This is a genomic window from Akkermansia sp. UBA7090 (assembly GCF_002493465.1).
Lineage (GTDB): Bacteria > Verrucomicrobiota > Verrucomicrobiia > Verrucomicrobiales > Akkermansiaceae > Akkermansia > Akkermansia muciniphila_A.
This window is the reverse complement of sequence record NZ_DKYW01000005.1, coordinates 1-24,039: the sequence shown is the minus strand read 5'-3', so window position 1 is coordinate 24,039 and position 24,039 is coordinate 1. Positions and strand designations below refer to the sequence as shown.

The window sequence follows — 24,039 nt, the reverse complement described above, 5'->3', positions numbered from 1 at the left end:
TTACAACTAATAAAGGCTCTCTTTCCGGGAAGAACCTGCCGGAATTGATGTACAAGATTCGGTTACAGGGGGAGGGCATTCGCAACTTCATTCTGCATCCCCCTTGAAATCCGGTAATCTGCCGCAGGTATTGCAGAAAAGCGGTTTTGTAAAGAAGGCCCGTTTCTTCTGGATGCCGGTTTTCCCCCCTCCTGCCACAGGCGTTCAGGAGCGGCCTGTTCCCGCCGCCCCTGAACAAATACAAAACCTCCTGCCTCCCTCCCGTCACTTCTTTTTGCTGAACCGGAACATGGACGCTCCATGCCCGTTCAATTCCACCGCCATTTCCCCCTGCACGGTTCCCTGGTCAGCACGTTTCCAGAGATCCCTTGCCTCATACGCGCCGGAAAGCCCCAATTCCTTCAGATTCACCTTCAAAATTCCTTTCTCCTTTCCGGTATTGAAAAAACCGGCCGCCACGGAACCGTCGGACAACTCCTTCGTCCACACCTGGAAATTCCCCTGGCTCCACGCTTTGCGGGCGGGGCGGGCGGCCGGATCCTGATCCACCGCTATCACCTCGTCATTGGTAAGCAGCCCCATCGTGAACGAATCAATATGCTCCAAATCGCAGGAGACAATGAGCGGAGCGGACAGCAGGCACCACAGGGTCACATGGGTGTACTGTTCATCCGGAGTCAGCCGCGTCTGGACAAATGTGGTGTTGGGCTGGTTGGGCTGGCCCAGCTTTCCGATCTGGAGAATGTCCGGGTCATTCCAATGTCCCGGGCGCATATGCTTCTGCCAGCGTTCCTGGGAAAAACCGATGCTGCTGACGCTGCCCCAGTGGTCCTGGATATCCCCCGTCGTCCGCCATAAATTCGCCAGCTTGCCCAGCTCTTCCGCATGTTCGTACGGAGCGGCATTGGACAGGCTGAGCACGATATCCCTTCCGGACTCGTCCAGAGCCTTGCGGATGCGCTTTGTCGTAGGCACATCATTGGGGTTCCAATCCACCTTCACATAATCGAACCCCCAATCCGCCCATTGTTTAGCGTCACGGTCAAACAGCCAGACGGCTCCCACATGATCCGCCTTTCTGCAATGAACGCCCGGATACCTCCCAAAGATCTGATCCTCCTGCTTGCGCTCCTTTTCCGGAATGGCCATTTCCCCGTAGTCCGACTTGGCGTTGGGCGCGCTCCCTCCGATAAAACCGGCATACGTTCCCATCCAGGGCGTGGAATAAATGCCCGCTTTCATGCCCATGGCGTGAATAGCGTCGCACATGGCCTTCATGTCAGGGAAACGCTTATTGGGTTGAATGGCTCCATACTTCCCTCCGCGCCTGCCCTGCCAGCAGTCGTCAATATTGATATAGGTCCAGCCATGATTGACCAGGCCCCGTTCCGCAAAAAGCCGGGCCGTCTTCAGCACATGTTCCTGCCCTACAGCCTCACTGAAGGAATACCAGCTGCTCCAGCCCATGGGCGGAGTCAGGCACAATTCGTCCCCCACCTTCAGAATCAGCTCTTTCATATCCTTTCCATGCCTGTTGGAAGCCTGGATATTTACCTTGTATTCCCTCTTCCCGGCCGGGGCGGTACCCGCAATCAATCCGCGCGAATCCATCTTCAGGCCCGGGGGAAGCCCTGATGCCTGAATCTTCATGGGCCGCTCCCCGGAAACGGGAACCTGGAACAGCATGCGGGAGCCGGGGGCGGCCCCGACGATACGGGCGCCATTAATGGAGGGAGAAAGGGGAGTTTCAGGAGTCAGGCGGACGCCGGGAGCGGGCGCAGGATAGGGATTGGGGAACTCTGCCCCAAAGGAGGCGGATACGGCGGCGCCGACAACGGCAGGAAGTAAAAAACGGCACAATCTCATAAACGGGGTTATTAAGGTGTACCTTAAAAACGTCGTTGCTTTGCCATTCCTTTCATTGGCCCCATTCATCCCTCTTTCCGCAAGTCGTCCCGTTTCCGCGTTTCCTCCGTAGAACATGGCGGACTTTGAAAAAAGGCTGGAACGGACACTCCCGGCAATCCGCCCGTCAGGGAACGGAAATGATCCTCACGCATCACACACCCTGCCGTCGCCAGGGAATCCGCCAGCGCGGCGGAAGACGCCCGGACGCTCACCTGCCTCCCTTCCGTAACGCCCAGCCCCGACCGGGGATCAAGCACGTGGGAATACGCTTTCCCGCCAATCTTCACCATCTGACGGACGCTCCCGGAGGTGGAAACGGCCGCATGGCTCAACAGCAACACTTCCCCCTGCCCATTTCCCGTATCCACCCGCAGCCGCCATCCCGGCTCCCCGGGAGGAGAAGCGCCAGCCAGAACATCGCTGGTGCTGTCCATGAAAAAAGAACATACTCCCCTTGTTGTCAACAGCTCCGCCATCCGGTCCAAGGCAAAGCCCTTGCCCATGCCTCCCAAATCCAGCCTCATTCCAGGAACCGCCTTGACCGCCATTCCCTGACGGACGGACAACTTTTCCCATCCGCATGCCCGGAGCGCGCATTCCCGTTCCTCGCCGGACGGAAGAATGCCAAGGCGGCGGCTCTTTTTCCACAGACGGATGCAGGGCCCCAGCGTGGGATCAAAAGCGCCGTTCGTCAGCCGGGCATAATCCAGGGCCAGAAGAAGCACCCTTTCCAATTCCGGAGAAACAGGTACGGAAATGCCGTATTCCGCAGCATTAAGCCGGGCCAGACCGCTTTCCGCATCCATGGCGGACATCACTTTTTCCCAATGGACGGCACAGGCCAGGGCCTCCCTGCAAATCTTCTCCGCCTCTTCCGCGTCCATGCCGCTCCCGGGATAAGCGCGCACCGTGAATACCGTACCCATAACCGCCCCCCGAACCGTTACCCTCCCATCCGGGGCTTGCGCGCAGGAAAGCGGCTCCACAGAAGGAAGCTCCATGCCCCCTTCCTGTCCCCGGACGGCGCCGACAGCAGACAGCAGACAGGCGCAACATGCAGGAAAAACGGCCTGCCGGAAAAAGGAACTCATGCGCACCCGCGGGGACATAAACAACAACCTACTCCGTACAAATGAACGGGGGCAAGGGCCGAATATGCCATAGGATGCGGCCCTTGACTGGAATTCCATCACTTGAAAACGGCATCCGCGCTTTCCCGGAACCAAGCCGTAAGCAAGGCAAAGGGACTTTTTACAGGAGTTCCCCTCCCGGCGGGAAAATACAATGCCGCGGCCATCAATCCACACGGGAAGAAATGCACAGGCCGCGGCGCAGGACGCCGCGGCCTGGACAATCTGTCCGGAAACGCCCTTCTATCTGGCAAACAGGCTATGAATGCGGCGGCAGACTTCCTCCACGTTTTCCCGTGAATTAAACGCGGAAATGCGGAAGAAACCTTCCCCCCTGGAACCGAAACCGGAACCGGGCGTAATAACCACATTCGCCTCATGCAGCATCTTGTCAAACATTTGCCAGCTGTCCAGACCGTCCGGACACTGTACCCATACATAAGGGGCGTTTTCCCCGCCCCACACGCGCATGCCCGCCTGGCGGCAGGCATTCAGCAGAAGCGAAGCATTCCCCAGGTAATGGCTGATGAGCGCGGCGGTCTGGGCCATGCCCTCCATGGTGAACAGAGCCGCGGCGCCCCGCTGGACAATATAGGAAGCGCCGTTGAATTTCGTGCTGGTGCGGCGGCTCCAGAGCCGGCTGATAGAAACTTTGTTCCCTTCGGAATCATGTCCGTGCAATTCCCTGGGAATCACCACGTAGCCGCAGCGCACCCCTGTAAAGCCCCCTTGCTTGGAGAAGGAACGGAACTCAATGGCGCAATCCCGCGCGCCGGGAATTTCAAAAATGGATCTGGGTATGGAAGAATCCTGTATGAAAGCCTCATAAGCGGAATCATAAAGAATAATGGCATGGTTAGCCCGGGCGTATTCCACCCATTTCAGCAGTTCATTCCGGGAAGCTACAGCCCCGGTGGGATTGTTCGGGAAGCACAGGTAAATCAAATCCACATGCTCATCCGGCAATTGCGGCACAAAATTATTTTCCGGAGTGCACGGCAGATACACCAGCCCTTCATAAGAACCATCCGGGCTGGAACTCCCGGTATTCCCGGCCATGACATTGGTATCTACATATACGGGATAAACCGGGTCCGGCACGGCGATTTTGTTGCCGGGCCCGAAAATATCCAGAATGTTTCCCGTATCGCATTTGGCTCCGTCAGACACATAAATCTCGTCCACCTCCACATGCACGCCGTGAACCTGATAGGCTTTTTTGGCGATCGCCTCCCTCAGCCAGAAATACCCCTGCTCCGGACCGTAGCCGTGAAAACGTTCATGAGTGGACAAATCATCCACGGCCAGGTGCATGGCTTCAATAGCCGCCATGGGAAGCGGCTCCGTCACATCGCCGATGCCGCAGCGAATCAGCCTTTTGGCCGCCTCCGGATGGGATTCGGCAAACGCATGTACGCGGCGCCCTATTTCCGGGAACAAATATCCCGCCTGCAACTTGAGGAAGTTATCGTTAATATTAGGCATGGTTTTAGTAGTAAGCGCTTTTATTCCATACCCGGAACAGGACGGAATCAAGGCCCCTTTCCGGCATGCCGTCCTTCCCTGCGTCACGAAACGGCGCGTCTTCCCCTGATGCTGTTTCCGCCGTGCCAAAGCGGCTGCTCCTGTCCCTCTGCATTTCATGCTCCTCATCAAACGTCTTGTCTTCCCTGATTTCCCTGAGTTTCTTTCCGGGCAAGATTCCCAAAAACGGACAGACAGATGCACGGCAAAAAAAACCTTCACTCTGCGGGGCATCATGGTCCTGAAGACGCCGGCAAGCTTCATCCCCCGTTCTGCGCCAGTCCTGCTTTTGAAACCGGAACTTCCAGGAACATGACATGCTTCTCCGGAACGGAAAAACCCGTTTCCCTGTCTAAAAAGAACAAGAAAAAATCTTATGATCATGAATGAAATGGAAATCATCGACGTCCGCGGCCGTGAAATTATCGACTCCCGGGGCAATCCCACCGTGGAAGTGGACGTAGCCCTGGCCGGCGGAGCTATCGGACGCGCATCCGTCCCCAGCGGAGCCTCCACCGGAGAGCATGAAGCCTGGGAACTCCGGGACGGGGACGCCAGGCGCTACGGGGGCAAGGGCGTCCTCAAAGCAGTGGAAAACATCAATAAAATCATTGCCCCGGAAATATCAGGGCACGATGCAACCCTTCAGCCGGCCATTGACAAAATCATGATCGACCTGGACGGCACGCCCAATAAATCCCGCCTGGGGGCCAACGCCATCCTGGGCGTCTCCCTGGCCGTGGCGAAAGCCGCCGCCATTCAGCTCAACCTTCCCCTTTTCAAATACCTGGGCGGGCCGAACGCCAAAGTTTTGCCCGTCCCCATGATGAACATCATCAACGGAGGGGCCCATTCGGACTCCCCCATCGACTTTCAGGAATTCATGATCATGCCCAAGGGGGCTCCCACTTTCCGGGAATCCCTGCGCTACGGAGCGGAAGTTTTCCATGCGCTCAAGGAGGTGCTGCATGACCGCGGCCTTTCTACTGCCGTGGGGGATGAAGGGGGATTCGCCCCGGCTCTGAAATCCGCGGACGACGCCCTGGAATGCATTGCACAGGCCGTAAAACGGGCGGGGTATGCCCTGGGCACGGATATCTTCATTGCCCTGGACGTGGCTTCCTCCGAATTCTATGATCCCTCCCGGAACCTGTACGTCTTCAAAAAATCGGACGGCATGGGCAGAACGGCGGAGGAACTGACGGCCTACTATCAGGAACTCCAGAAAAAATACCCCATCATTTCCATTGAGGACGGCTGTGCGGAAAACGACTGGCTGGGCTGGGAACAGCTCACTAAAGCCATGGGCGGCAACACCCAGCTGGTAGGGGACGACCTGTTTGTGACGAATGTGGAATTCCTGAATCAGGGCATTTCCCGCCATGTGGCGAACGCCGTTCTGGTGAAAGTCAACCAGATAGGTTCCCTGACGGAAACGCTGGATACGGTGGAACTGGCCAAGGACAATAAATACTCCGCCATCATCTCCCACCGCTCCGGGGAAACGGAAGACGCCACTATTGCGGATATTGCCGTAGCGACGAACGCGGGGCAAATCAAAACCGGCTCCCTAAGCCGCTCCGACCGTATGGCTAAGTACAATCAATTGCTTAGAATTGAGGAAGAATTAGGGGATGACGCAATTTATGGTGGCAAAATTCATATTCTATGATCAAAAATGTGTCGTTTGACTGCAAGGAATGCTCTGGAGACGCCGCTACTACCACCGTTTTACCTTGGCGGAGCTTGAAATCCGCCGGGAGAAACGTGCCCTGATCGTCCAGAGAGCCCTGCGCCTCTTTGCCATTGTCCTGGCGCTGTGCCTGACGATGTTGCTTTCCCTGGTGTGTTTCAAGCCATGGAAGGATCTGCGCTCCCTGGAGCATGAACGTTCCTTCCTTCAGGCTCATCTGGAAAAATCCAGGGAGCAGATGGAACAGGCAAAAAACGAATTCATCTGGATCTCACAGGATCCACACTACTTTGAAATGATTGCCCGGGACAAAGGCAACCTGGCTCTTCCCGGGGAGCACATTCTCCGTATTGCGGAACCCAAGCGACTGAAATAAAGCGTTTTTCAGCAGAAAAAAACTTGTGCGCGGTTCCTGTTTCTCTCCCGCCGTGGTTGGTTCCCAAACGCTGGTATGCAAGGCGGAATACGGGACAAAGCCAGCGCGGCCTTATTCAGGCTGCCTGTCCGGTTCTGTCTTGTCATGCTCCCTCATCAATTTGGCGGACCAGCTGATGCTGTCAGGGAAACGGCATGCAGGCGTCGTCGTCAGGTATGTCCCCAGCTTTTTGGCGAAAGAATCCGCATCCTGATGCCTGGAAAAATACAAATCCTTCTGCTCCTGGGGATCATCCGCCACATTGTAAAACTGCGGAGCGCGGTCCGGCGCCAGCAGGTACTTCATATCCCCGTCCAGCACAGCGGACGTATAATCCGTGCACCAGAAAAAGGTGCGCGGAACGGGAGCGCCCCTGTTCCCCACCAGCTCCAGAATATCCATGCCGTCCAGCTTTCCGGGAATTTGACGGCCATTCGCCTTCAACAGAGCGGGAAGCAAATCAACGGAGGAAACGGGCTGCCGGCAAACGCTTCCGGGGACCAGACGCTTGTCCGCCGGATATCTGATAATAAAAGGCACGCGAACGCCTCCCTCAAAATGCTGCCTCTTGGCCCCCCGGAACGGCGCATTGCAGGCGGGAGCCTCCGGAGCGCCTCCATTGTCCGACAGAAAGACGACAATGGTATCCTTTTCCAAACCGTCCGCCTTCAAGGCATCCAGAATGCGGCCTATTCCCCTGTCCATCGCATACACCATGGCGCAATAAACCCGGCGTTTCCCATCCTGCACATTGTTGAATCTGGCAATATCCTCTGGCTTGGCTTCATTGGGCCAATGGGGGGCATTGTAAGAAACAAACATGAAAAACGGTTTCTTATCCTTTCCGGCTTCCTGAAGAAACTCAACCGCCCGGTCTGTAATATCGTCCGTCAAGTAGGTGATGTCCGTCTTATCCGTAAAATTGGATACAATCACGGAGGGATTCAGGCCTTCAGCCTCCTTCTTCACGGGGAAATAATGCCGGGAACCGCCCAGGAACCCCCACCAATGCGTAAAACCGCGTTCCGGCGGCGTGTATCCCTTCGTATGGCCAAGATGCCACTTGCCGAACACCGCGCTCCGGTATCCGCAGGGGGTCAAATACTCCGGAATCAATTTCTCCGTCTGCGGCAGCCCGTAGTGGGACTCCGGAAGATAATCCATCTGGATATTGGGATTCGTCGTGATGCCGTAACGCTTGGGGAAACGCCCCGTCAGCAATCCCATGCGGGAAGGGGAACACATCGGAGCCGTCACATACGCCCGGGAGCAGAACACGCCCTCCTCGGCCAGCCGGTCAAGGGAGGGCGTTTTAATCTGCCTGGAACCCGTACAGCCCAAATCCCCATAACCCAGGTCATCCGCCAAAATGACAATCATGTTCGGGGGTGTGGAAAGGCGGGGCTGCGCAACTGCTGTTCCGCAAAACAAACCGCACAGAATCAACAAAAGGCGCACCCTCTTCATCATACGTCCATCTACGTGTCTTAGCCGCCCTATCAATCAAAAAAAACATTCCCGCTTTTTATCCGGCAGACAAGCGTCTGGTTCCCGGAAGCGTTTGCCGGAAGGCCCGTTGGCAAGAAAAACGCCGGGAAATAAAAAGGAACAGCCCTGCTTCCGCAGCGTCATCCTCCTTGCCGGCAATTCAGGAAATGAATGATCCGCCTATGCTGACGGTGTCAAATTCCACAATCTTCACAATAATATTCTCCGCTTCATCCGCCTCCCGCTTTCTGATGGCTGCGAGAAGGTCGTCATGCAGCTTCATGGCGCCGGCGTCATATTGCTTCTCCTGAAGCAGCCTTTCCAGATTCTCCTGCACATGGCGGATGACCACGTTGTACAATTCCGAGAGCACCGGATTATGCGTGGCGCGGGCCACGGCGGCATGAAACAGCATGTCATCCTCAATGCCCGGCCTTACCCTGCCGTGGCAGTCCTGCAGGGCATTTTCCAGCTCCTTCAAATCTTCATCCGTCCTTTTAACGGCGGCCAGCCGCGCAATTTCCTTTTCCAAAGCCAGCCGGGCCTCCAGAATCTGGGGCAGATCGGATTCCTTGAGGCGGTTGCTCACCGCGACGGCAAAGCGGTCTGACGCCATCACATATGTGCCGTCCCCGGGGCGCGCCTCCAGCATCCCCATGTGAATCAGGGATTGAAGGGCTTCACGGATGGTGTTGTGGCTGACGGAAAAGGCGCGTGCCAGTTCCGCTTCCGCGGGAATGCGGTCTCCAACCTTCCATTTGCCGGACCGTATCATGGATTCCATGGCGGTGAGCACCTGGCGGGCCAGGGACACGCGCACCGGTTTCTTCAGCTCCATTGTCTTGGACTGCTTCATGAAAAATTAGCGGATAACGGTCCAGAGACGCCCTTTTTCCGTCTTGATTAACTGGATATCCAGCTCAAAAGCGTCTTTCAGGTTTTCTTCCGTCAGCACCTCGTCCCGGCTCCCATACGCTACGATCTCCCCGGATTTTAAAATCATGCCGCGGTCAAATACAGGGAGGATATCTTCAATGCGCTGGGTAATGAACACGATGGTCAGGTCAGGTCTCGTTTCAGCCAGTTCTTCAATGGTTTTCAGCAAAAATTCCCGCCCTGCCAAATCCAGGTAAACGCTGGGTTCGTCCAGAATCATCAGTTCCGGGTTCGTCATCAGAGCCCGGGCAATCAGCACTTTCACCTGTTCCCCGGAAGACATGGCCGCCACCGGCCTGTCCATCAAATGCTCCGCTTTCAGGGATTTCATGATTCCCGCCGCTTTTTCCTCCTCTTCCGGCGTCGGCGCTCTCAGGAGGCCCATCGTGCCGTCCGGGCCGGAAAGCACCATGTCGCGCCCGTTCCAGGAGCCATCCTCCAGCCATTTGTGCATGAACGGACTCACCCACGCAATGGACTTGCGCAGCTCCAGCAGGTTCACGTGCCCGAAGGTCTTGCCCAGAACCTGCACCCTGGCCCCGAAGAGCGGCCACGCAAACCCCATCAGCACCTTGACCAGCGTTGTCTTTCCGGCGCCGTTGGCCCCCAGAATAAAACAACGTTCTCCGCGCTGCACCTGCCAGGAAATATTGTGCAGGATTTCGTGCCCGCCCAGGTATACCCTGGCGTTTTCCACATTGACGGCCGGCGAGGCGTGCTCCATAAACTGAACAAATGGCGGATTTCCGGGAAAAGCCCGGGAATATCCGTGCCGTTCCGCCGCATTCCGGCGGAACGGCACGCGTTCCAGGTAAAAGAAACCTTAGTTCCTTTCAAACAGGCTGCGGATCTTGGCGCCCACGATTTCCACCGGGTGCTGGCCCAGGGCTTCGCGCTTGGCCTTGAGGTTGGGAGCGCCCTTGGCTGCTTCTTCCAGCCAGTCCTTGGCGAACTTGCCGGATTCAATGCGCTTGAGGGATTCCTTCATGCGTTCCTTCACCTCTGCGGGCAGGATCTGCGGGCCGTTGTAATATTCGCCGAATTCGGCCGTGTTGGAAATCACGGAGTTCATCTTCTGAATACCGCCGTTGTAAATCAGGTCCACAATGAGCTTGGCTTCATGCACGCATTCAAAGTAGGCCATTTCCGGCGGGTAACCGGCTTCCGTCAGGGTTTCAAAGCCGTACTTCATCAGGTCTACCAGACCTCCGCACAGGACGTTCTGTTCACCGAACAGGTCTTCATACGTTTCCTGGGCCATGGTGCATTCCAGCACGCCGCCGCGGGTCAGGCCTTCAGCCTTGGCCATGGCGAGAGCCACGTCACGGGCCTTGCCGGAGGGGTTCTGATGCACGGCAATCAGGCCGGGGCAGCCGAACCCTTCTTCAAATACGCGGCGCACTTCCGTGCCCGGCCCCTTGGGGGCCACCATGATTACATCCACATCCGCAGGCGGGACGATGGTATTGAAAACATACGCAAAGCCATGGGAGCAGCAAAGCGTCTTGCCGGCCTTCAGGTGGGGCTTGATTTCAGCTTCATACACGGCGCCGTGGCTTTCATCCGGCAGCAGAATGTGAATGATGTCCGCTTTTTCGGCGGCTTCCGCGACGCTCATCACCTGGAATCCGTCCTGGGCGGCGGCGTCAAAAGACTTGCCGGGGCGAACGCCGATAATCACGTTCACACCGGAATCACGCATGCAAAGTGCCTGGGCGCGGCCCTGGGCGCCATACCCGATCACGGCAACGGTCTTGCCGTTCAATGCGCTGAGATCAGCGGCGTTGTCATGAATAATATCCATTGTTACTCCTTCTTTAAGTAATTCATCCAAACATCCAATGTTTGGATGAATGCAACATACATCACTTCATGCTGATTGCAAGCACATTCCCGCGGACGCCGGAATATTTCCTCGGAACAGCGGGCGTCCGCCCGCACGCAGCCCCCCCTTCCCCGAAACGCCAGAAACCGGAATCCCGCGCTCCTTGCCCGGCGCTCCATAAGAGAAAACCGCACCATCCCCCTCTCCGGAGAAAAACATCGTACCCGCAAACCCTTTCTATTCATTCCGGGATAAACGCTCAATCCACGCAAAATAAATTTTCTTTCCGCATTCTCCGGCCGCCATGAATCAAAAAAAGTCCTGCCCTGATCCGTAAAATATCCGGCGCATGATCTCGCATCCGGCCCTCCGGGCGATCAACGGCAAAAACTGTTTGATTAAAAAAAATAAATGAATATATTTCCTTTTGAATCTATGAATCTCTGCTCTCTTTTCGCAAAAAGCCTGCTCTTCCTTGCAGGGTCGGCCCTGATATCTCTGGGAGAAGATTTTACCCTCCAGACATCCGGAACAATCTTTCTGCCCGGCGTTTCCGCTGACTCCGGATGGGTCAGCGTAAAAAAACACAACATTACGGATTATAAATACGACGACTCCGCCATGTGCAGCGCCGCCAGCGCGGCCAGCGTCATGGCATGGTGGCGCAATACCAAAGAGGGAGCCGCAATGACCGGGGATGAAATGTACGAAATGTACGACAAAATGTGTTCCTACACCAACTGGACAACGACGACGGCTCGGAGCACATGGACTTCCTACTGCCGGGACGTTTATAAAACGGAATGCAAATTAATCGCTGATTATACAGCCTGCAACAAATTTTCCTATTCCACGGATTTCATACCAGTCAACACCTGTCCATGGGTGGCTCCGGGGCTGGGAGCCTACATGTCCATCTCGGAAGCTCTGCTGTACGGGATAAAGAACGGTTATGGCATGTCTCTCATGCTCAATAATCAGACAGGAGGTCATTCCGTCGCCCTTTGGGGTGCGGACTACACCAACTATGGAGGGGAATTCAACGTGACTTCCCTTTATTTTACAGACTCTGACAGCCCGGGAGGACTGAACAATGGTTCTGTTACAGCCCGCTACGAGGAAGGACAGGGAGGAGGAAGCTCCTCTACTAATTATTACATGAAGTTGAACGGAAGCGAGTGGAGGATTTTTGGGGTAGAATTTCTTTACCACACGCAGGACAATGTCCCGGAACCAGCTTCTTCCCTCCTCTTCATGGCAGGAATGACGGTGCTTTGCTGGCGGCGGCGCTGCTAACCCGCCATCCAGGCGGAAGAGACCTGATAATTCTACGCCCAGTTACCGCACCGGGAACGCAGGGGAACCGGAATAAATCAACCGGGAAGTGTCATATCCCAGTTCCTCCGCGCAATGGAGCATCGGTTGAAGCTCATCCTCCTTCAACTGCGGCTTGCGGGCAAGCAGCCACAGATAATTCAGGGAACCGCCGGAAACCACGGCGCGGGTGTAATCTCCATCCAGAAAAGCCACTTCATACCGGCCGTACACCAACGGCACAAAGTACACTTTCAAATGATTGGGGGCATCCCCCTCCACCGCCCGCGCACGGGCCTCCTTCCGCTCCCCGGTTCGAACGTCATAACCGCTGTTAATCACGGTAATGGAACCGTCCTCCCTGCGGTCGTACCGGGCAGAAACCTTGCTGAGGCCGCGCTCGAACCAGTTTTCCAGGCGGGCGATTTCGTGCCACTCCCCCAGATAACGTTCCAGATTGAAATCCGGCATGGGTTCGGTTTTGACGGAATGGCCGTGAAACAGGGATGCGACAATGGTCTGTATCATGCTCATGAGCTGACGGAAAATGCTTTGTTAAAAAAAGTGAGGATATCCGGATATTGGAATTGAAACCCCTCCCTCATCAGCGTCTCCGGAAGGGCGCACCGGCCGCCGGTAATCACCTGGGAAGCTTCTCCCATCAACAGCCGCAGCACGGCGTCAGGAATATGGATGGACAGACGGGTGTGGAAGTGTTCTGCGGCGGCCCTGTAGAATTCCCGGTTGGAGGTGCGCTCCGGGGCCGTTATATTGACCGGGCCGGAAATACCCTCCCTGCCCATAATGAAAACCAGGGCATCCACCAAATCTTCCAGAGCCACCCAGGAAAAAAGATGATCCGGATTTCCTGCGGCAGCCATAACGCCGAACCGGGCCGGACGCATCATTTCGGGGAGCGCGCCGCCATCCGGAGAAAGCACCACGCCAAAGCGGGTAAGAACCAGCCGTACGGAACCGTTCACCAGCCCGGCCTCTTTTTCCCAGGCTACGCACAATTCCGCCAGAAAGGAATCAGCCTCCGGAGCGTCCTGTTCCCCATGACAGCCGCTGGACGGCCCGTAATACCCGACAGCAGAGGCGGAAATCATCACTTCCGGCGGTTCATGCAGTCTGTTGACCGCTTCCGCCAGCTTGCGGGTGGTCATGACGCGGCTTTCCACCAGTTCCTTTTTATAAGCGTCCGTCCAGCGTCGATTGATGGGAGCTCCGGCCAGATTGATGACGGCATGGCACCCAACCAGGGCTTGCGTCAGGCAATCCACGCCATCCTGAGTAAACAGGTAGTGTTGCAGGGGCGCCACCCGATGCCCGAACATCTTGAGGCGCTTGACCAAATGGCTCCCTATAAACCCGCCGGATCCTGTAATGGCTACATTCATCATCTTAACCCAGATGGAGACCCGCCTCCGGAGCGGCGCTCCGGCGCCTCGCCGGAATGCCCCTCACGAAACAGGCAACCTTTGCCGGATAAGACATTTCTTCCACTCCCCTGTGTTCAGAAGAGGACATACTTTGCCGCCTTCCCTCTTCCGGAAAGCATTTCCCGGCATCACGGGAAAAGATAACTTGATTTTCATCAGCCTCTTCTTATGTTGAAGGCCGTCACAACCGCTGCCCTGTCATGAATAAATCTCCCAAAACCGCCTTCTCCCTGCTTATTCCCGCCGTCATCTTCATCGCTGTGGGCGCCGCTATCTTCGCCTTCCAGAATTTCAGCAACAAGCGCGTATTGTCCGGCTTTGCCGGCTATGTTTATTCCAAACCCATTTTCGGACAGAACAGGTTTGAAGGCATCCTGATCGGGCCGTCCTCCACGGGATGGGCGTGGAGAAAGGAAGTCAGCAAGGTTTCCATCACGCCGGATACCACGGTGGAGGAATTCGACGCCCGCAATGGAGGAGCAATCCTGGGCAAGGACAAACTCCCCATCTCCTGCAAGGCCTCTCTTGTTTACCGTCTGGATCCGTCCCGGGTGAAGGAATTCATGGAAGACTACGGAGGCATCGCCCAAAGCTCCGGCCGCAATGACGATGAAGTGGCGGACGAGATCATGCTCTTTGCCTACAAAAATTTCATTCAGCAGCCTTTCCGCACAGCCGTGCGGGCGGAATTAAGCCAGTACAATGCCCTGGACGCCTCCGGCAGCCTGCAAAAAATCTCCGACAACGTTTACACGCAGTTAAGCAAGCGGCTGGACGGCACCCCCTTTATTGTGGACTCCGTAGCCGTGGGAGAAACAAATCCCCCGCAGGCCATCATTGAATCCGTCGTCAGGAAAGTTCAGACGACTCAGGAAAACGAACGCAAGGAAACGGAACTGCAAATCGCCCGGAAAGATATCGCCATCCAGCGCGCACGCGGGGAGGCGGAAGGCGCCATGAAAATGGAAATAGCGCGCCAGGAAGCAAACGCCAATCTGGCCCGGGGAGAAGCGGAGGCCAAAGTCATTGTCATGCGGGGCAAAGCTCAGGCGGAAGCCGCCTTGGAAGCGGCCCGGGCGGAAGCGGAAGGACTGGCGCTGAAGGAAAAGGCCATGGGACCGAACATGCTCCGCGCCAAAGCTTTTGAAAACATGCTGAACAATGCGAAAGTCTACCTTCCCTCCGGAAAAGATGCGGAAGGAAATATGTCTGTGCTGGGCATCCTGAACCTGGACAAGGAACCCGCCAAATAAACGCAGCCTGTTCCCGGCGCTGCCGGAAAGGCGGCGGCATCACGAATCCGCGGATTCGGAAACGGAAAAACCGCCTCCCTCTCCGGGACATATGACTTGAAGCAACATTAATATAAGAAAAATGCCTCTTCTGGCAAGCCTCCCGCCAGGCCACGGGAAAAAACCGAAACAACGTTCCCGAACGGAGGTTCTCATCAATACGCCGGGGAAGTAAATCACTCCCGCCGCCAGGAACACGTCCCATACAAAATCCTCCCTTTGTTTCAGGTATAAAATGCCTCCACAATCCGGGCGATGCGCTCCATATCCTGCGGCCCGCAGCGCTGGTCCACGGGGAGCGGCAGAAGATGCAGAGCCAGTTTCCGTTCCAGGCTGCCGGCGGGAGCCTGTTCCAACACCTCCGGCCACAGGAGCGGAATCAGGACGCGTTGATCAATCAGCACGTTCCTCAGCTCGGGGAAAGCCGTCCAAAACGGATAATAACACGGAGCGGACAAGGAAACTGGCTCCACGGAAAGGCGGTTCAAATGGCCCAGCCTTTCATGAAGAAACAGGAAATTATTCATCCGGAGCAGCCGCGCCTGTTCATAATCAATGCCGCTCATCAGTCGCTCCGTCAGCCGGGAAATCCTTCGCAGCGGGGTATTCTGCAAGCGCCGTTCATTCCGTTCGCAGGCGGCGGACGCCCTTTCCTGCCCATGCTCCAGACATTCCAGCAAAAAGGCGGCGTCCGGCAGGGATTCGTCCCGTTCCTCCGGTTCCGGCAAGGGCCGCTCCGCATCCATCACGGCAATCCCCCCATCCGGAAGACCGGAAAACTTGCGCGGACTGTACAGGGAGGCCACTCCGGAACGGGCCGGAGAATACAGGGCCAGCGCATTGTCCACAATCAGGCTGCTTCCATACCGGAAAGCCAGATGATCCACGCACTTCTCTTTGATTCCAAAGTAATTTGTGTACAAAAGGTATTCCCCTTTCTCCAATTCCGGCAGCTCTTCCGGTTCCAGGCGTTCGTCAATGCGGTAAGGAATCACGGGAACGCCAAGCCGTTCCACCGTTTCCACCACCGTCCGGCACGTATACAGGGGCACGCGGACACAGCGCACGTCCCCCAGGCGGCGCAGGATATATTCCAAAGCGCGTCTGCCGGAATTCACGGTTACACTCCTGCCGGAATGCCATTGCGGGAAATTGCCGTACTCCGGCAATTCCAGCCCGAAAAAACCGCCTATGCCCATCCTCCTTTCCATACACCATGCCATACTACATCTCCCCTTTAAAGAAAAGCGCCATCTGGCACGGAATCCTCTTCCGCAGCAATCTGTCTGAAAAACGCAAAAAATGAACATTATTCATGCAGGGCGCGGCGACCGCGCGCTTCCCCGAAGAGGGAGGTGACGTTCTTCATCGCGTCGTGCATGCAGTAGAGATGTTCCTTCACCTGCGTCCCGTTCGCCTCCCAGCGCGTCATGGCCAGGACGCGCGTGGCCTGAGGTTCCGAGGGGTCCCAGAGGTAGCTGCGCACAAGTGCCGGCGTTTCCCCGGTCAAGTCGCACTCCGCCACCTGCAGGTAGTCCCGGTAGAGGTAGCGCGCGTGGAAGTCCGTTGTCCCTCCGACCGTCACTTTTTTCTCAAACTTCCTGCCCATGGAGTCGTAGGCGCATTCCACGGTTGTCCCGTCGTCCTCGCTTGTCCAGATGCCCGTGGTATCTGGATAGCTGGCTCCCAAACCAAATAGGCCTGCAATTAAATAACTGCAGGCCTATTGAAAATTATTAAATCATATTAGCAAAAAACTGCGTATCAATATCTTTACTTTTCAAATAAGCACTGTTTAAATGTACCGATTAAAACTGCTGTTTTCTTTAGACAGTCATATTTATACAACATGTAATCCTTGCCATCTTCTTCATTATTGCTTAGATGGATTATATATAAATTTAATTTTTCATCTAACATGAATAATCTTTTCCCAAATTCACCATCTCCGTTTATGAATAAATATAATATTTTTTCTTCCTGATCTACCCAAAATTTACCTTGCTCAATTCTTTTTTGAAATGATTCTTTGTTTTCTTCATAGAAAAGATTTGGAGGCAATTTCATAATCTCTTTCAATATCAATTTTTTATCTTTGATATTAGAATTAGATATAGAAATAAAAGATATAATGAAAATTAACAAAAATTTCATATTGCTGATTATTTAAGATACTTAGATTCAGATGAGACAATTTACTAACTTTAGTTCGCGCCTTGATATTAGCTCTCTTCCGGTAAACATTGCTACAGCAACTTTATTCGGCATTGTACGACATTTCCTGATATCGATAGAAGTTTTCACTAGCTTCAGGTTGTCGTCGGCATACATTTTTCGAGTTTCTAATTCCATATCATGGCAAGCCCACCAGTATGGGGCATCCCTATAGACGCGTATGTCTAGGGGTATGCCGTAACGCTGGAAGAGGGGAAAATGCTCTTTTGGATTCTTTTCGTATTTTCAACATACTCCGTCCATTCCGCTGAAGTCAAGCCGCGTTCGTCGATACTTATTGTTTTTGTTTCCAGAACTCCGGAGAGTTCGGACAGGAGCTGCTCCGTATGGAGACGAGCAGCTCCCTTCAGCAGTGCAGAGCAGTAAATTGGAACGGAGACAGGTGTTAAAATGAATATCTAAAAACACACAACTATTTTTTCAACATAACATTTAATTAATTACTTTTCACGAACACGTTCAACAACAAGAAAATCCCCACGTAGAGTTCTTACAACTTTAGCACGAAAAATATAACCATTTTTCCCCCAATCGCTAAAAAATCATACTGAGCTTGCGAAATTTTCATTTTTTTCTTATACATTCTAGATTCAATATACTTTATGTCACCTTCCAGAGGAAATATAGTTTTTATTTCTGAAGGCATCTTGACTGAAACAGGAGAATATAAAGTCCAAGAATAATGTTCGTAACTTATGTCTTTTTTTTCCTCCTCCGTCGCTCGCAGAAAGAACTATGCTATTGGGAGGTAAAGCAATTCCAAGATGTTCATTTAATTTACAGATATCTCATGATTCTTGTTCAGAGTCACATCCTGTTGTTAACAGGATATAAAAAGCAAAAAAAATTCTATATAATATTCTCACGGAATTATTTACTTTAGTCTTGTTTCGTTGATATTACCTCATCGGACAATCTGAAATATAACTGTACACAAAAGCCAGTATTTCCTTAATTAATTCGTACTTCGCTATCTGCAAACACCCTTAATAGAGAACTACCCAAATTGTTTTTAATCTCTTTATAGTACGGCATTCCATATAATTAAAATAAAGAAAAGAACAAATACAGTATTTTACTTGAAAATTTTCATGAAATGTCACCTCTGAAAAATCAGAGGTGACAAAATTAAATTTTTTTAATACATTTATTCTTTCTTTTTAATAGAAAAATCACGCTATTTAAATAGTCCTTTCAATCCTTTATACATCAAGAAAAAAAACGTGTGAACAAAAAGAGGAATGCATCCATAATCCAATAATAAGGGAATAGATTCGTATTCTTCCATATCTATTCCAGGAAGATTCATAGCTAAATAGATTGCACCCCCACCCAACAGAGGAATGCAAGATGATTTTTTGGATTTTATTGCAAAGGATTTAAAAAATATTATCCAATTATATAAACTAACAATACTTCCAAAAACAACTAATATCCAAAATAAAATTATATTAATTGTCATTTTTTATTAATTCTAATTAAGGTTTATAAATTCTTTGTTTAGCAGGAACGAGTAATTTTATAGCCCCATCAATTCCTTTTCCTCCCGGACATTCGATGGACTTTTTGGGAACGACATACGATTGGACTTTCCAAGGAGGAGAAAATTTATTCCCCATTCCTGGCTGCCATTTTCCAGACCAAATATAATTCCATAATGTTGGTTCTCCTTCCATGACCCAAGTATTAGGTTTTAATTCAGCTCCCCATCTAGATACAGTAGTTACTTCAACATTTTCGGCTTCTACTATAACTGTTGGACAACGAGATTTCACAGGAGTTGATAATGCTTTTGCCCCTAATGCAATTTCTGCACCCGTAGCAATATTTTCGGATAATTGCGGAGAAACACCAACTGCCTTTGCAGCACTAGTTATTGTTTCATGTGTCATTGTTGAATTATATTCTCCAGTAATAAGAACCCTAAGACCAGCTTGGGCAACATCACTTCCATGCACATATAAAATAGCTCCAATGACTTTGGACATAGCTGTAGGCTCTGGAGCCAAAAGACCTACAGATCCTGCAGTTGCTTCAAATCCACCTCCCATTACCTGTAAAGCTTCTTGAAACCTTGTAGTAATATTATATTTTTCAATAGTTTTTGCAATAACAGTTACCTTCCTCTTTATGACTTTCCACAAAACTTTTGTCAAATTCTTTTTTCTTGAATTTGATGGTACTGATGATGGTATTCTTAATGATTTGTACTCAGTAGTACCTGTCCAAAATCCACCAGGAGGAGGAATAGTGTCAAGATAATCAACAATGAGGTGAGAATTATTTTTTAAAGATAAATACAAATTCCAACCGTCTTCTTCCATGATGGGATCGCGGCTGATCTGCCTGCCGTCAAGCGGATTGAGATGACGGTAGTTGTAGTAGATGAGGCCGAATTCTTCCTCGCTGTATTCGCTGCTCCACTGGATGGGCTGGGCGACGTCCCCTTCGGCGGTGACTTCTCCGTAAGGCGTGTAGGTGTAGACTGTGCGCAGATAACCGGCTTTTCTCGAAGATTTCCGTGACGTTCCTGGTCAGATCCCACCCGTAGGCGTATCAGGCGCCGTCTTTGCGGATGGCCAGCGGGCGCGTAGTGCTGCGTCGGATCCCGGAACAGGAACCATCGAAAAACTCCGCTGACGGCATCTATGGCGGCTATTTGCAGGTAGCCACGGTACATGTAACGCAGGTAGCTGCTCACCGTCCCGTTAACGCTCACTTTGCGGGTGTGCCGCCTACCCATGTAGTCGTAGGTGCATTCCGCCACGGTTTTGGCGCTTTCATTGCCGAAACGCACCGGGCGGTTTTCCGCGTTGTAGGCGACTTGCCAGATGCCGGTGGATGTCCTGATCAATGTCTGATTGCCGTCCGCGTCGTGAACCGGCTCAAAGGCGGCTTCTTCTCCGCGCTCGATGGCGGTGTATTGGTTGAGCGGGCCGGTTGTGTAGGTGGTCGCTTCTTCCGCGTCTTCCCGCGCGGTTTTCCGGTTGCCGATGTTGTCGTAACTGTAGCCGTATGTCCTGCCGCTGACGGCGGCGGTCAGTTCGCTCCGGCTGTTGCAGGCAAAGCTGTCGTTGACGGTATTCCCCTGGCGGGCCGAGCGCCGCGTGACGGGCCTTGCCTGGCTATCGTAAGCGTATTCCCTCGTTACGGCTGCATTTCCGGCGGTGTCCGTCATACTGACAACTCGACCGACTATGTCGGTTCGAGTCGTGACAGTGTTGTCGTGGCCTATTCTAAATAATTTCAAAAAAACTCCTTCCAATATGATATTGGAAGGAGTTTTTAATAAAAATAAGTGAATTATATTTAAAATTTATTATAATGAAAATCATCAAATAAAAAAGAACTAAACATTATTCATATTCGTTTAGCTTCTACCGATCTCGAATAAATTAATCTCACTTCTTTCGCATGAGAATCGAATAATATTACTATTTCTCTAATCTTATTACTGTAATCATATCCTTTCACAATCATCTTGATATTAAAACTATCTATATCATAGACTGAAATAATCTTACGAAAACTGCGATTTTGAGTTGGTGGAATATCCCCAAAATCAGACCAAAGGGCTATTGATAAATTAGTATCGTCGCGGCTTATATTCATATACTCTAAACCATCTGTTGTCTGCCATGTCCCGTAAATCCATTTCGGCATTTTGGAAGCGTTAAAGTCAACGATATATTTATGAGATTGGTTAATTTGTACTGGAAATGTCTTTTTATAAATGTCACAATCCGAAAAATCTACTATAAGAGTTTCATTTTTTAAATGTTGAAAAATTGAGAATTTAATATTTGTCCAACTGCTACGCATCCAAAAAGACAAGTATTCATCACTTAATTTAATTGGAATTAACACACATTTTTCATCTCTTAATATATCAAATATATCAATACTAATTGATTTTCTGTTTCTTTTTATTTCAAGACAATAATCTAGAAAAATAGAAAAATTCCACTTGCCAAGATACTTTTCCCACAATTCAGGACAAATATTAATCTTCATATTAACTAATTATGTTTATTTTTTCAAAATTTATGAAATCATTTGTTTTTTGATAGGTAAGGCAGGATGGATGTTTGCTCATCCTCATATAGCAAATGTTCCTTCCAGCTTATGCCGGAAGGAACATTGTATAAATAACAAAAATATTAATGAGGAACAGGATAGGGTACTTTTAGTTCATAATAATTAACAAGTTTTCCTTCTTCATTGAAGCAGAATCTAAGAAATTTCAGCCATTCGTCACCAGGATACTCCGGATCGCTCTTGTTACAACGATAAACCAAACTATCTATGACGGGAGGATTAGCTCTTCCTGCTATATCAACTCCTAAAATATTTATTACTTCTTGTTGAGTTGTTGTCCCAATAACAAAAGACTTGGCTATTGTTTTCTTTTCCTTCCAGGAATATTTTTTAAGAGGATATTTTTTATATAACTCTTCCGGCGGGCATCTATATAAACCATTCCTGTTGGTTTTAACGGAATGATTATTTAAATCGGATTGATACAAATCAACATCTTCCGAGCAGGAGCAGAGCAATGCGCTACATAGAAAAACAACATTTTTTGATATCATCATATTTTACGGAATTATTCACTTAGTCCTGTTTCGTTGATTTCCTCGATTTTTCATCAGATCAATTTACTGAATATCAAAAGCTAGAATATCCTGAAAATCTTACAGCGAGACTATTCTTTATAATTTTGTTCTTTTATTGACATTATTAATATTTGCAATTATATTTTATTTCCTATATTTTGTTTTTTGCCGTATTATATTTTTTATGATGTCTATTACTTAAATTTAACATTATTTTAAAATTTAAATATTAGATTGATTCCTTGTGTGCGCATAAACCTGCCTACCCTCTTTGCAATCAAACTGATACATGTAATAAAGGTAATTGTAATATGTGTCACTCGAATACCAATCCTCTGATTTTTGATAAAAGGAAGTTAATCAAAGTAATTTTGAAAATATATCTGATACTTCAATTATACAACCTTTGACTATCACTGATCCTTGTTCCAAAGAGGGTTTCAAATAGTTTGCACAATCTTTTGTAATAGTGTTAAAGAGAGTAATACCTAAACGAGAGGACAGACTTTTCTGAATCAAAAAGGCTCTTTCCAAAAAGAAGGAGCTTTTTTGTTCCCCTATGCAATAGGAGGGGAAGAACAAGATTAAAAGGGATAGTTCCGATTTGTTTTAAACGGTTTCTAATAAAATCATTCCTGCGAAAGGGTTCCTTCTGTTTATCGGAAGGAACCCTTTGTAGAATTATATAATTTATTTAATTTGCAATTTTTAATATATTTAACATTTTGAAACAATTATATATAATTCCATTTATTTTTTAAATTTTTAATAAGATCTTGCTATCCGAAATTTAATATTAAAAGAAAAAACTAGCTACATATGATGATATAAAAAATACAATAATCCATTTAATAATCAGCTTAATGTCACGTGCAATAAAAAAATTAGTACATTGATTACGTTGTAACTTATTAAGCGGACATTTTTCGATGAGGAACGAAAGAGCATCATTAATCTGCTTGATAGAATCAAACCATTTCGTTTTAAAGTGTATATTGCATTCATTCCCAATAATCCATACATCAAATATTTGATATTTTCCCAATTTTTTAAATACCTGTGGATTGATAGCTTTGCCTATTTTGTAGGCATCAAAACATGAAGCGTTAATGATGATTTTATCTATATCTCTATATAAAATCTCCTTTTTTCTCCACCATAATTTTCTGATTATCCTATCATTATATAGTAATAATTGATAGCTACTTAATTTAATAGTTAAGTAAACTCCTATAGAAAAAATTGCTGCTAGAACAGGTAATTCGCCATTATTAATATTATCTGGATTGCAAAATTTCCATAAAAATAAACCCAATATAATTCCGCAAGATACTGTTGCAAGAACAAGAGCTTTACGAGGTTTTAAATAAATATTAATTATTTTTTGAGATGACATTTTATTTTATCGGAACTATAATTATTGTATCTTGTTTTTCTCCAAAATAATAAATTTGTCCGTCTATATTAAGACGAAACACAACAATAGTGGAATGTTGTATGAAAATATAATTGGAAGAAAGTGATGGATTTGTCCAACTCTTCTCTAGCAATATATGTGATTGCAACATCGGTAAATTCGAACCACCAGAATAAATTCTGCCGGATTCGTTACTTAACATCGTGCTAGGTAAAGATAAGGTAGTTCCTGGTAAAGAATTATAAAATTCTGATCCACTATACTTCGCGATGACTTTCGGACGAATTCTTCTGATAGTGCCATTTTTTAGTTTAGTTAGCGCTGTTTTACCTACAGCAGACCAAGAATTTCTGCCACTATTTAATCCAGGAATTTTAATAAGTTTTGCTATAGGTGCACTAATAGATCCTATAGTACCCTCTATAGCGACATCAATTGCCACATTGCACCATTCCTTCTTTTCATCAGAAAAGTAATTCTTTAGAAGAGCATGAGACATGCCATAAACGGCTCCTCCAACAATAGGACCACCATACAATGAAGCTTCTCCCGCTATTGCCCCAGCACTAGCGGCCAGACCGTAATCTTTCCATGAACTAAGTTCTCCATTAACAGCATCAGAGATTAACTGACCAGCAACACCAATGACTGCTCCAGCGGCCATTGCAACAAGATCATCAAGCCCCATCCATAATCCTAATTTATCGTACTGATAATAAGCTTTATTTCCAAAACTCCTATATAAATTCCAACCGCCCTGTTCCGCGATGGGATCTCTACTGATCCACCTGCCGTCGTGCGGAT

At 49.9% G+C, this 24,039-nt stretch carries 22 protein-coding genes; 4 read left to right on the top strand and 18 right to left on the bottom strand.

Going from position 1 to position 24,039, the window contains the following annotated elements:
* Nucleotides 1-264: 264 nt before the first annotated feature.
* The 4 genes from B3075_RS01450 to B3075_RS01435 all read right to left on the bottom strand — a co-directional run bounded on the left by B3075_RS01450 (nt 265) and on the right by B3075_RS01435 (nt 4,737).
* The gene (locus B3075_RS01450; RefSeq protein ID WP_290488945.1) at nt 265-1,866 is read right to left on the bottom strand and encodes a glycoside hydrolase family 27 protein; all 1,602 of its coding nucleotides are present in this window, start codon (nt 1,864-1,866) and stop codon (nt 265-267) included.
* Between the two features lie 65 nt (nt 1,867-1,931).
* Nucleotides 1,932-2,909 (bottom strand): FAD:protein FMN transferase, encoded by a 978-nt coding sequence (locus B3075_RS01445; protein ID WP_290488947.1) that lies wholly within the window; start codon nt 2,907-2,909, stop codon nt 1,932-1,934.
* A gap of 372 nt (nt 2,910-3,281) precedes the next feature.
* Nucleotides 3,282-4,523: an LL-diaminopimelate aminotransferase gene (locus tag B3075_RS01440; protein WP_094135901.1), complete on the bottom strand. Its 1,242-nt coding sequence runs from the start codon at nt 4,521-4,523 to the stop codon at nt 3,282-3,284.
* Between the two features lie 4 nt (nt 4,524-4,527).
* Nucleotides 4,528-4,737, bottom strand: coding sequence for a hypothetical protein (locus B3075_RS01435; RefSeq protein ID WP_290488949.1), 210 nt, complete (start codon nt 4,735-4,737; stop codon nt 4,528-4,530).
* 216 nt (nt 4,738-4,953) lie between these two features.
* On the opposite strand from B3075_RS01435, the gene eno reads away from it, so the two are divergent.
* On the top strand, nt 4,954-6,234 hold the full coding sequence (eno, locus tag B3075_RS01430) for a phosphopyruvate hydratase (protein ID WP_290488967.1): 1,281 nt from the start codon (nt 4,954-4,956) through the stop codon (nt 6,232-6,234).
* 28 nt (nt 6,235-6,262) lie between these two features.
* On the top strand, nt 6,263-6,631 hold the full coding sequence (locus tag B3075_RS01425; protein ID WP_022197005.1) for an FtsB family cell division protein: 369 nt from the start codon (nt 6,263-6,265) through the stop codon (nt 6,629-6,631).
* 111 nt (nt 6,632-6,742) lie between these two features.
* Here the strand turns inward: B3075_RS01425 and B3075_RS01420 are convergent, their stop codons facing one another.
* The 4 genes from B3075_RS01420 to ilvC all read right to left on the bottom strand — a co-directional run bounded on the left by B3075_RS01420 (nt 6,743) and on the right by ilvC (nt 10,898).
* The gene (locus B3075_RS01420; protein ID WP_290488951.1) at nt 6,743-8,050 is read right to left on the bottom strand and encodes a sulfatase-like hydrolase/transferase; all 1,308 of its coding nucleotides are present in this window, start codon (nt 8,048-8,050) and stop codon (nt 6,743-6,745) included.
* A 268-nt stretch (nt 8,051-8,318) separates the two neighbouring features.
* Nucleotides 8,319-9,014, bottom strand: a complete 696-nt coding sequence (locus B3075_RS01415) for a FadR/GntR family transcriptional regulator (RefSeq protein ID WP_290488953.1) — start codon at nt 9,012-9,014, stop codon at nt 8,319-8,321.
* Between the two features lie 6 nt (nt 9,015-9,020).
* Nucleotides 9,021-9,818 carry an ABC transporter ATP-binding protein gene (locus tag B3075_RS01410; RefSeq protein WP_290488955.1) on the bottom strand — a complete coding sequence of 266 codons (798 nt, stop codon included), beginning with the start codon at nt 9,816-9,818 and terminating at the stop codon, nt 9,021-9,023.
* Between the two features lie 99 nt (nt 9,819-9,917).
* Nucleotides 9,918-10,898, bottom strand: coding sequence for a ketol-acid reductoisomerase (gene ilvC, locus B3075_RS01405; RefSeq protein WP_012420218.1), 981 nt, complete (start codon nt 10,896-10,898; stop codon nt 9,918-9,920).
* Nucleotides 10,899-11,354: 456 nt separating this feature from the next.
* Between ilvC and B3075_RS01400 the strand changes: the two genes are divergently transcribed.
* Complete coding sequence (locus B3075_RS01400) at nt 11,355-12,215, top strand: PEP-CTERM sorting domain-containing protein (RefSeq protein ID WP_290488958.1); 861 nt, start codon at nt 11,355-11,357, stop codon at nt 12,213-12,215.
* Between the two features lie 42 nt (nt 12,216-12,257).
* Here B3075_RS01400 and B3075_RS01395 read toward each other — a convergent pair whose 3' ends face one another.
* Nucleotides 12,258-12,767, bottom strand: coding sequence for a lipocalin family protein (locus B3075_RS01395; RefSeq protein ID WP_290488960.1), 510 nt, complete (start codon nt 12,765-12,767; stop codon nt 12,258-12,260).
* On the bottom strand, nt 12,764-13,636 hold the full coding sequence (locus B3075_RS01390; RefSeq protein ID WP_290488962.1) for a TIGR01777 family oxidoreductase: 873 nt from the start codon (nt 13,634-13,636) through the stop codon (nt 12,764-12,766). Before B3075_RS01390 ends, B3075_RS01395 begins: the two co-directional genes overlap by 4 nt.
* Nucleotides 13,637-13,875: 239 nt before the next feature.
* Here B3075_RS01390 and B3075_RS01385 point away from each other — a divergent pair, with 239 nt between their 5' ends.
* Nucleotides 13,876-14,928 (top strand): SPFH domain-containing protein, encoded by a 1,053-nt coding sequence (locus B3075_RS01385; RefSeq protein ID WP_094135890.1) that lies wholly within the window; start codon nt 13,876-13,878, stop codon nt 14,926-14,928.
* Between the two features lie 263 nt (nt 14,929-15,191).
* On the opposite strand, the gene B3075_RS01380 is transcribed toward B3075_RS01385, so the two are convergent.
* From B3075_RS01380 to B3075_RS01345, 8 genes are all read right to left on the bottom strand, one after another.
* Nucleotides 15,192-16,190, bottom strand: coding sequence for a hypothetical protein (locus tag B3075_RS01380; protein WP_290491999.1), 999 nt, complete (start codon nt 16,188-16,190; stop codon nt 15,192-15,194).
* A gap of 86 nt (nt 16,191-16,276) precedes the next feature.
* Nucleotides 16,277-16,657 carry a hypothetical protein gene (locus B3075_RS01375; protein WP_290491998.1) on the bottom strand — a complete coding sequence of 127 codons (381 nt, stop codon included), beginning with the start codon at nt 16,655-16,657 and terminating at the stop codon, nt 16,277-16,279.
* 83 nt (nt 16,658-16,740) lie between these two features.
* Nucleotides 16,741-17,121, bottom strand: coding sequence for a hypothetical protein (locus B3075_RS01370; RefSeq protein ID WP_290491997.1), 381 nt, complete (start codon nt 17,119-17,121; stop codon nt 16,741-16,743).
* A gap of 1,559 nt (nt 17,122-18,680) precedes the next feature.
* Complete coding sequence (locus B3075_RS01365; protein WP_290492000.1) at nt 18,681-19,631, bottom strand: RHS repeat-associated core domain-containing protein; 951 nt, start codon at nt 19,629-19,631, stop codon at nt 18,681-18,683.
* 931 nt (nt 19,632-20,562) lie between these two features.
* Nucleotides 20,563-21,216 carry a hypothetical protein gene (locus B3075_RS01360; protein WP_022196895.1) on the bottom strand — a complete coding sequence of 218 codons (654 nt, stop codon included), beginning with the start codon at nt 21,214-21,216 and terminating at the stop codon, nt 20,563-20,565.
* A gap of 146 nt (nt 21,217-21,362) precedes the next feature.
* Nucleotides 21,363-21,797, bottom strand: coding sequence for a hypothetical protein (locus B3075_RS01355; RefSeq protein ID WP_290491996.1), 435 nt, complete (start codon nt 21,795-21,797; stop codon nt 21,363-21,365).
* 817 nt (nt 21,798-22,614) lie between these two features.
* Nucleotides 22,615-23,214: a hypothetical protein gene (locus tag B3075_RS01350; RefSeq protein WP_290491995.1), complete on the bottom strand. Its 600-nt coding sequence runs from the start codon at nt 23,212-23,214 to the stop codon at nt 22,615-22,617.
* Nucleotide 23,215: 1 nt separating this feature from the next.
* On the bottom strand, nt 23,216-24,039 hold an 824-nt coding region (locus B3075_RS01345; RefSeq protein ID WP_290491994.1), incomplete at its 5' end, for a hypothetical protein.

Coding starts and splice junctions, on each gene's coding strand:
- B3075_RS01450 (WP_290488945.1), bottom strand. CDS start 1,866: ATGAGATTGTGCCGTTTTTTACTTCCTGCCGTTGTCGGCGCCGCCGTA.
- B3075_RS01445 (WP_290488947.1), bottom strand. CDS start 2,909: ATGGAGCTTCCTTCTGTGGAGCCGCTTTCCTGCGCGCAAGCCCCGGAT.
- B3075_RS01440 (WP_094135901.1), bottom strand. CDS start 4,523: ATGCCTAATATTAACGATAACTTCCTCAAGTTGCAGGCGGGATATTTG.
- eno (WP_290488967.1), top strand. CDS start 4,954: ATGGAAATCATCGACGTCCGCGGCCGTGAAATTATCGACTCCCGGGGC.
- B3075_RS01425 (WP_022197005.1), top strand. CDS start 6,263: ATGCTCTGGAGACGCCGCTACTACCACCGTTTTACCTTGGCGGAGCTT.
- B3075_RS01420 (WP_290488951.1), bottom strand. CDS start 8,050: ATGATTGTCATTTTGGCGGATGACCTGGGTTATGGGGATTTGGGCTGT.
- B3075_RS01415 (WP_290488953.1), bottom strand. CDS start 9,014: ATGAAGCAGTCCAAGACAATGGAGCTGAAGAAACCGGTGCGCGTGTCC.
- B3075_RS01410 (WP_290488955.1), bottom strand. CDS start 9,818: ATGGAGCACGCCTCGCCGGCCGTCAATGTGGAAAACGCCAGGGTATAC.
- ilvC (WP_012420218.1), bottom strand. CDS start 10,898: ATGGATATTATTCATGACAACGCCGCTGATCTCAGCGCATTGAACGGC.
- B3075_RS01400 (WP_290488958.1), top strand. CDS start 11,355: ATGAATCTCTGCTCTCTTTTCGCAAAAAGCCTGCTCTTCCTTGCAGGG.
- B3075_RS01395 (WP_290488960.1), bottom strand. CDS start 12,767: ATGAGCATGATACAGACCATTGTCGCATCCCTGTTTCACGGCCATTCC.
- B3075_RS01390 (WP_290488962.1), bottom strand. CDS start 13,636: ATGATGAATGTAGCCATTACAGGATCCGGCGGGTTTATAGGGAGCCAT.
- B3075_RS01385 (WP_094135890.1), top strand. CDS start 13,876: ATGAATAAATCTCCCAAAACCGCCTTCTCCCTGCTTATTCCCGCCGTC.
- B3075_RS01380 (WP_290491999.1), bottom strand. CDS start 16,190: ATGGCATGGTGTATGGAAAGGAGGATGGGCATAGGCGGTTTTTTCGGG.
- B3075_RS01370 (WP_290491997.1), bottom strand. CDS start 17,121: ATGAAATTTTTGTTAATTTTCATTATATCTTTTATTTCTATATCTAAT.
- B3075_RS01360 (WP_022196895.1), bottom strand. CDS start 21,216: ATGAAGATTAATATTTGTCCTGAATTGTGGGAAAAGTATCTTGGCAAG.
- B3075_RS01355 (WP_290491996.1), bottom strand. CDS start 21,797: ATGATGATATCAAAAAATGTTGTTTTTCTATGTAGCGCATTGCTCTGC.
- B3075_RS01350 (WP_290491995.1), bottom strand. CDS start 23,214: ATGTCATCTCAAAAAATAATTAATATTTATTTAAAACCTCGTAAAGCT.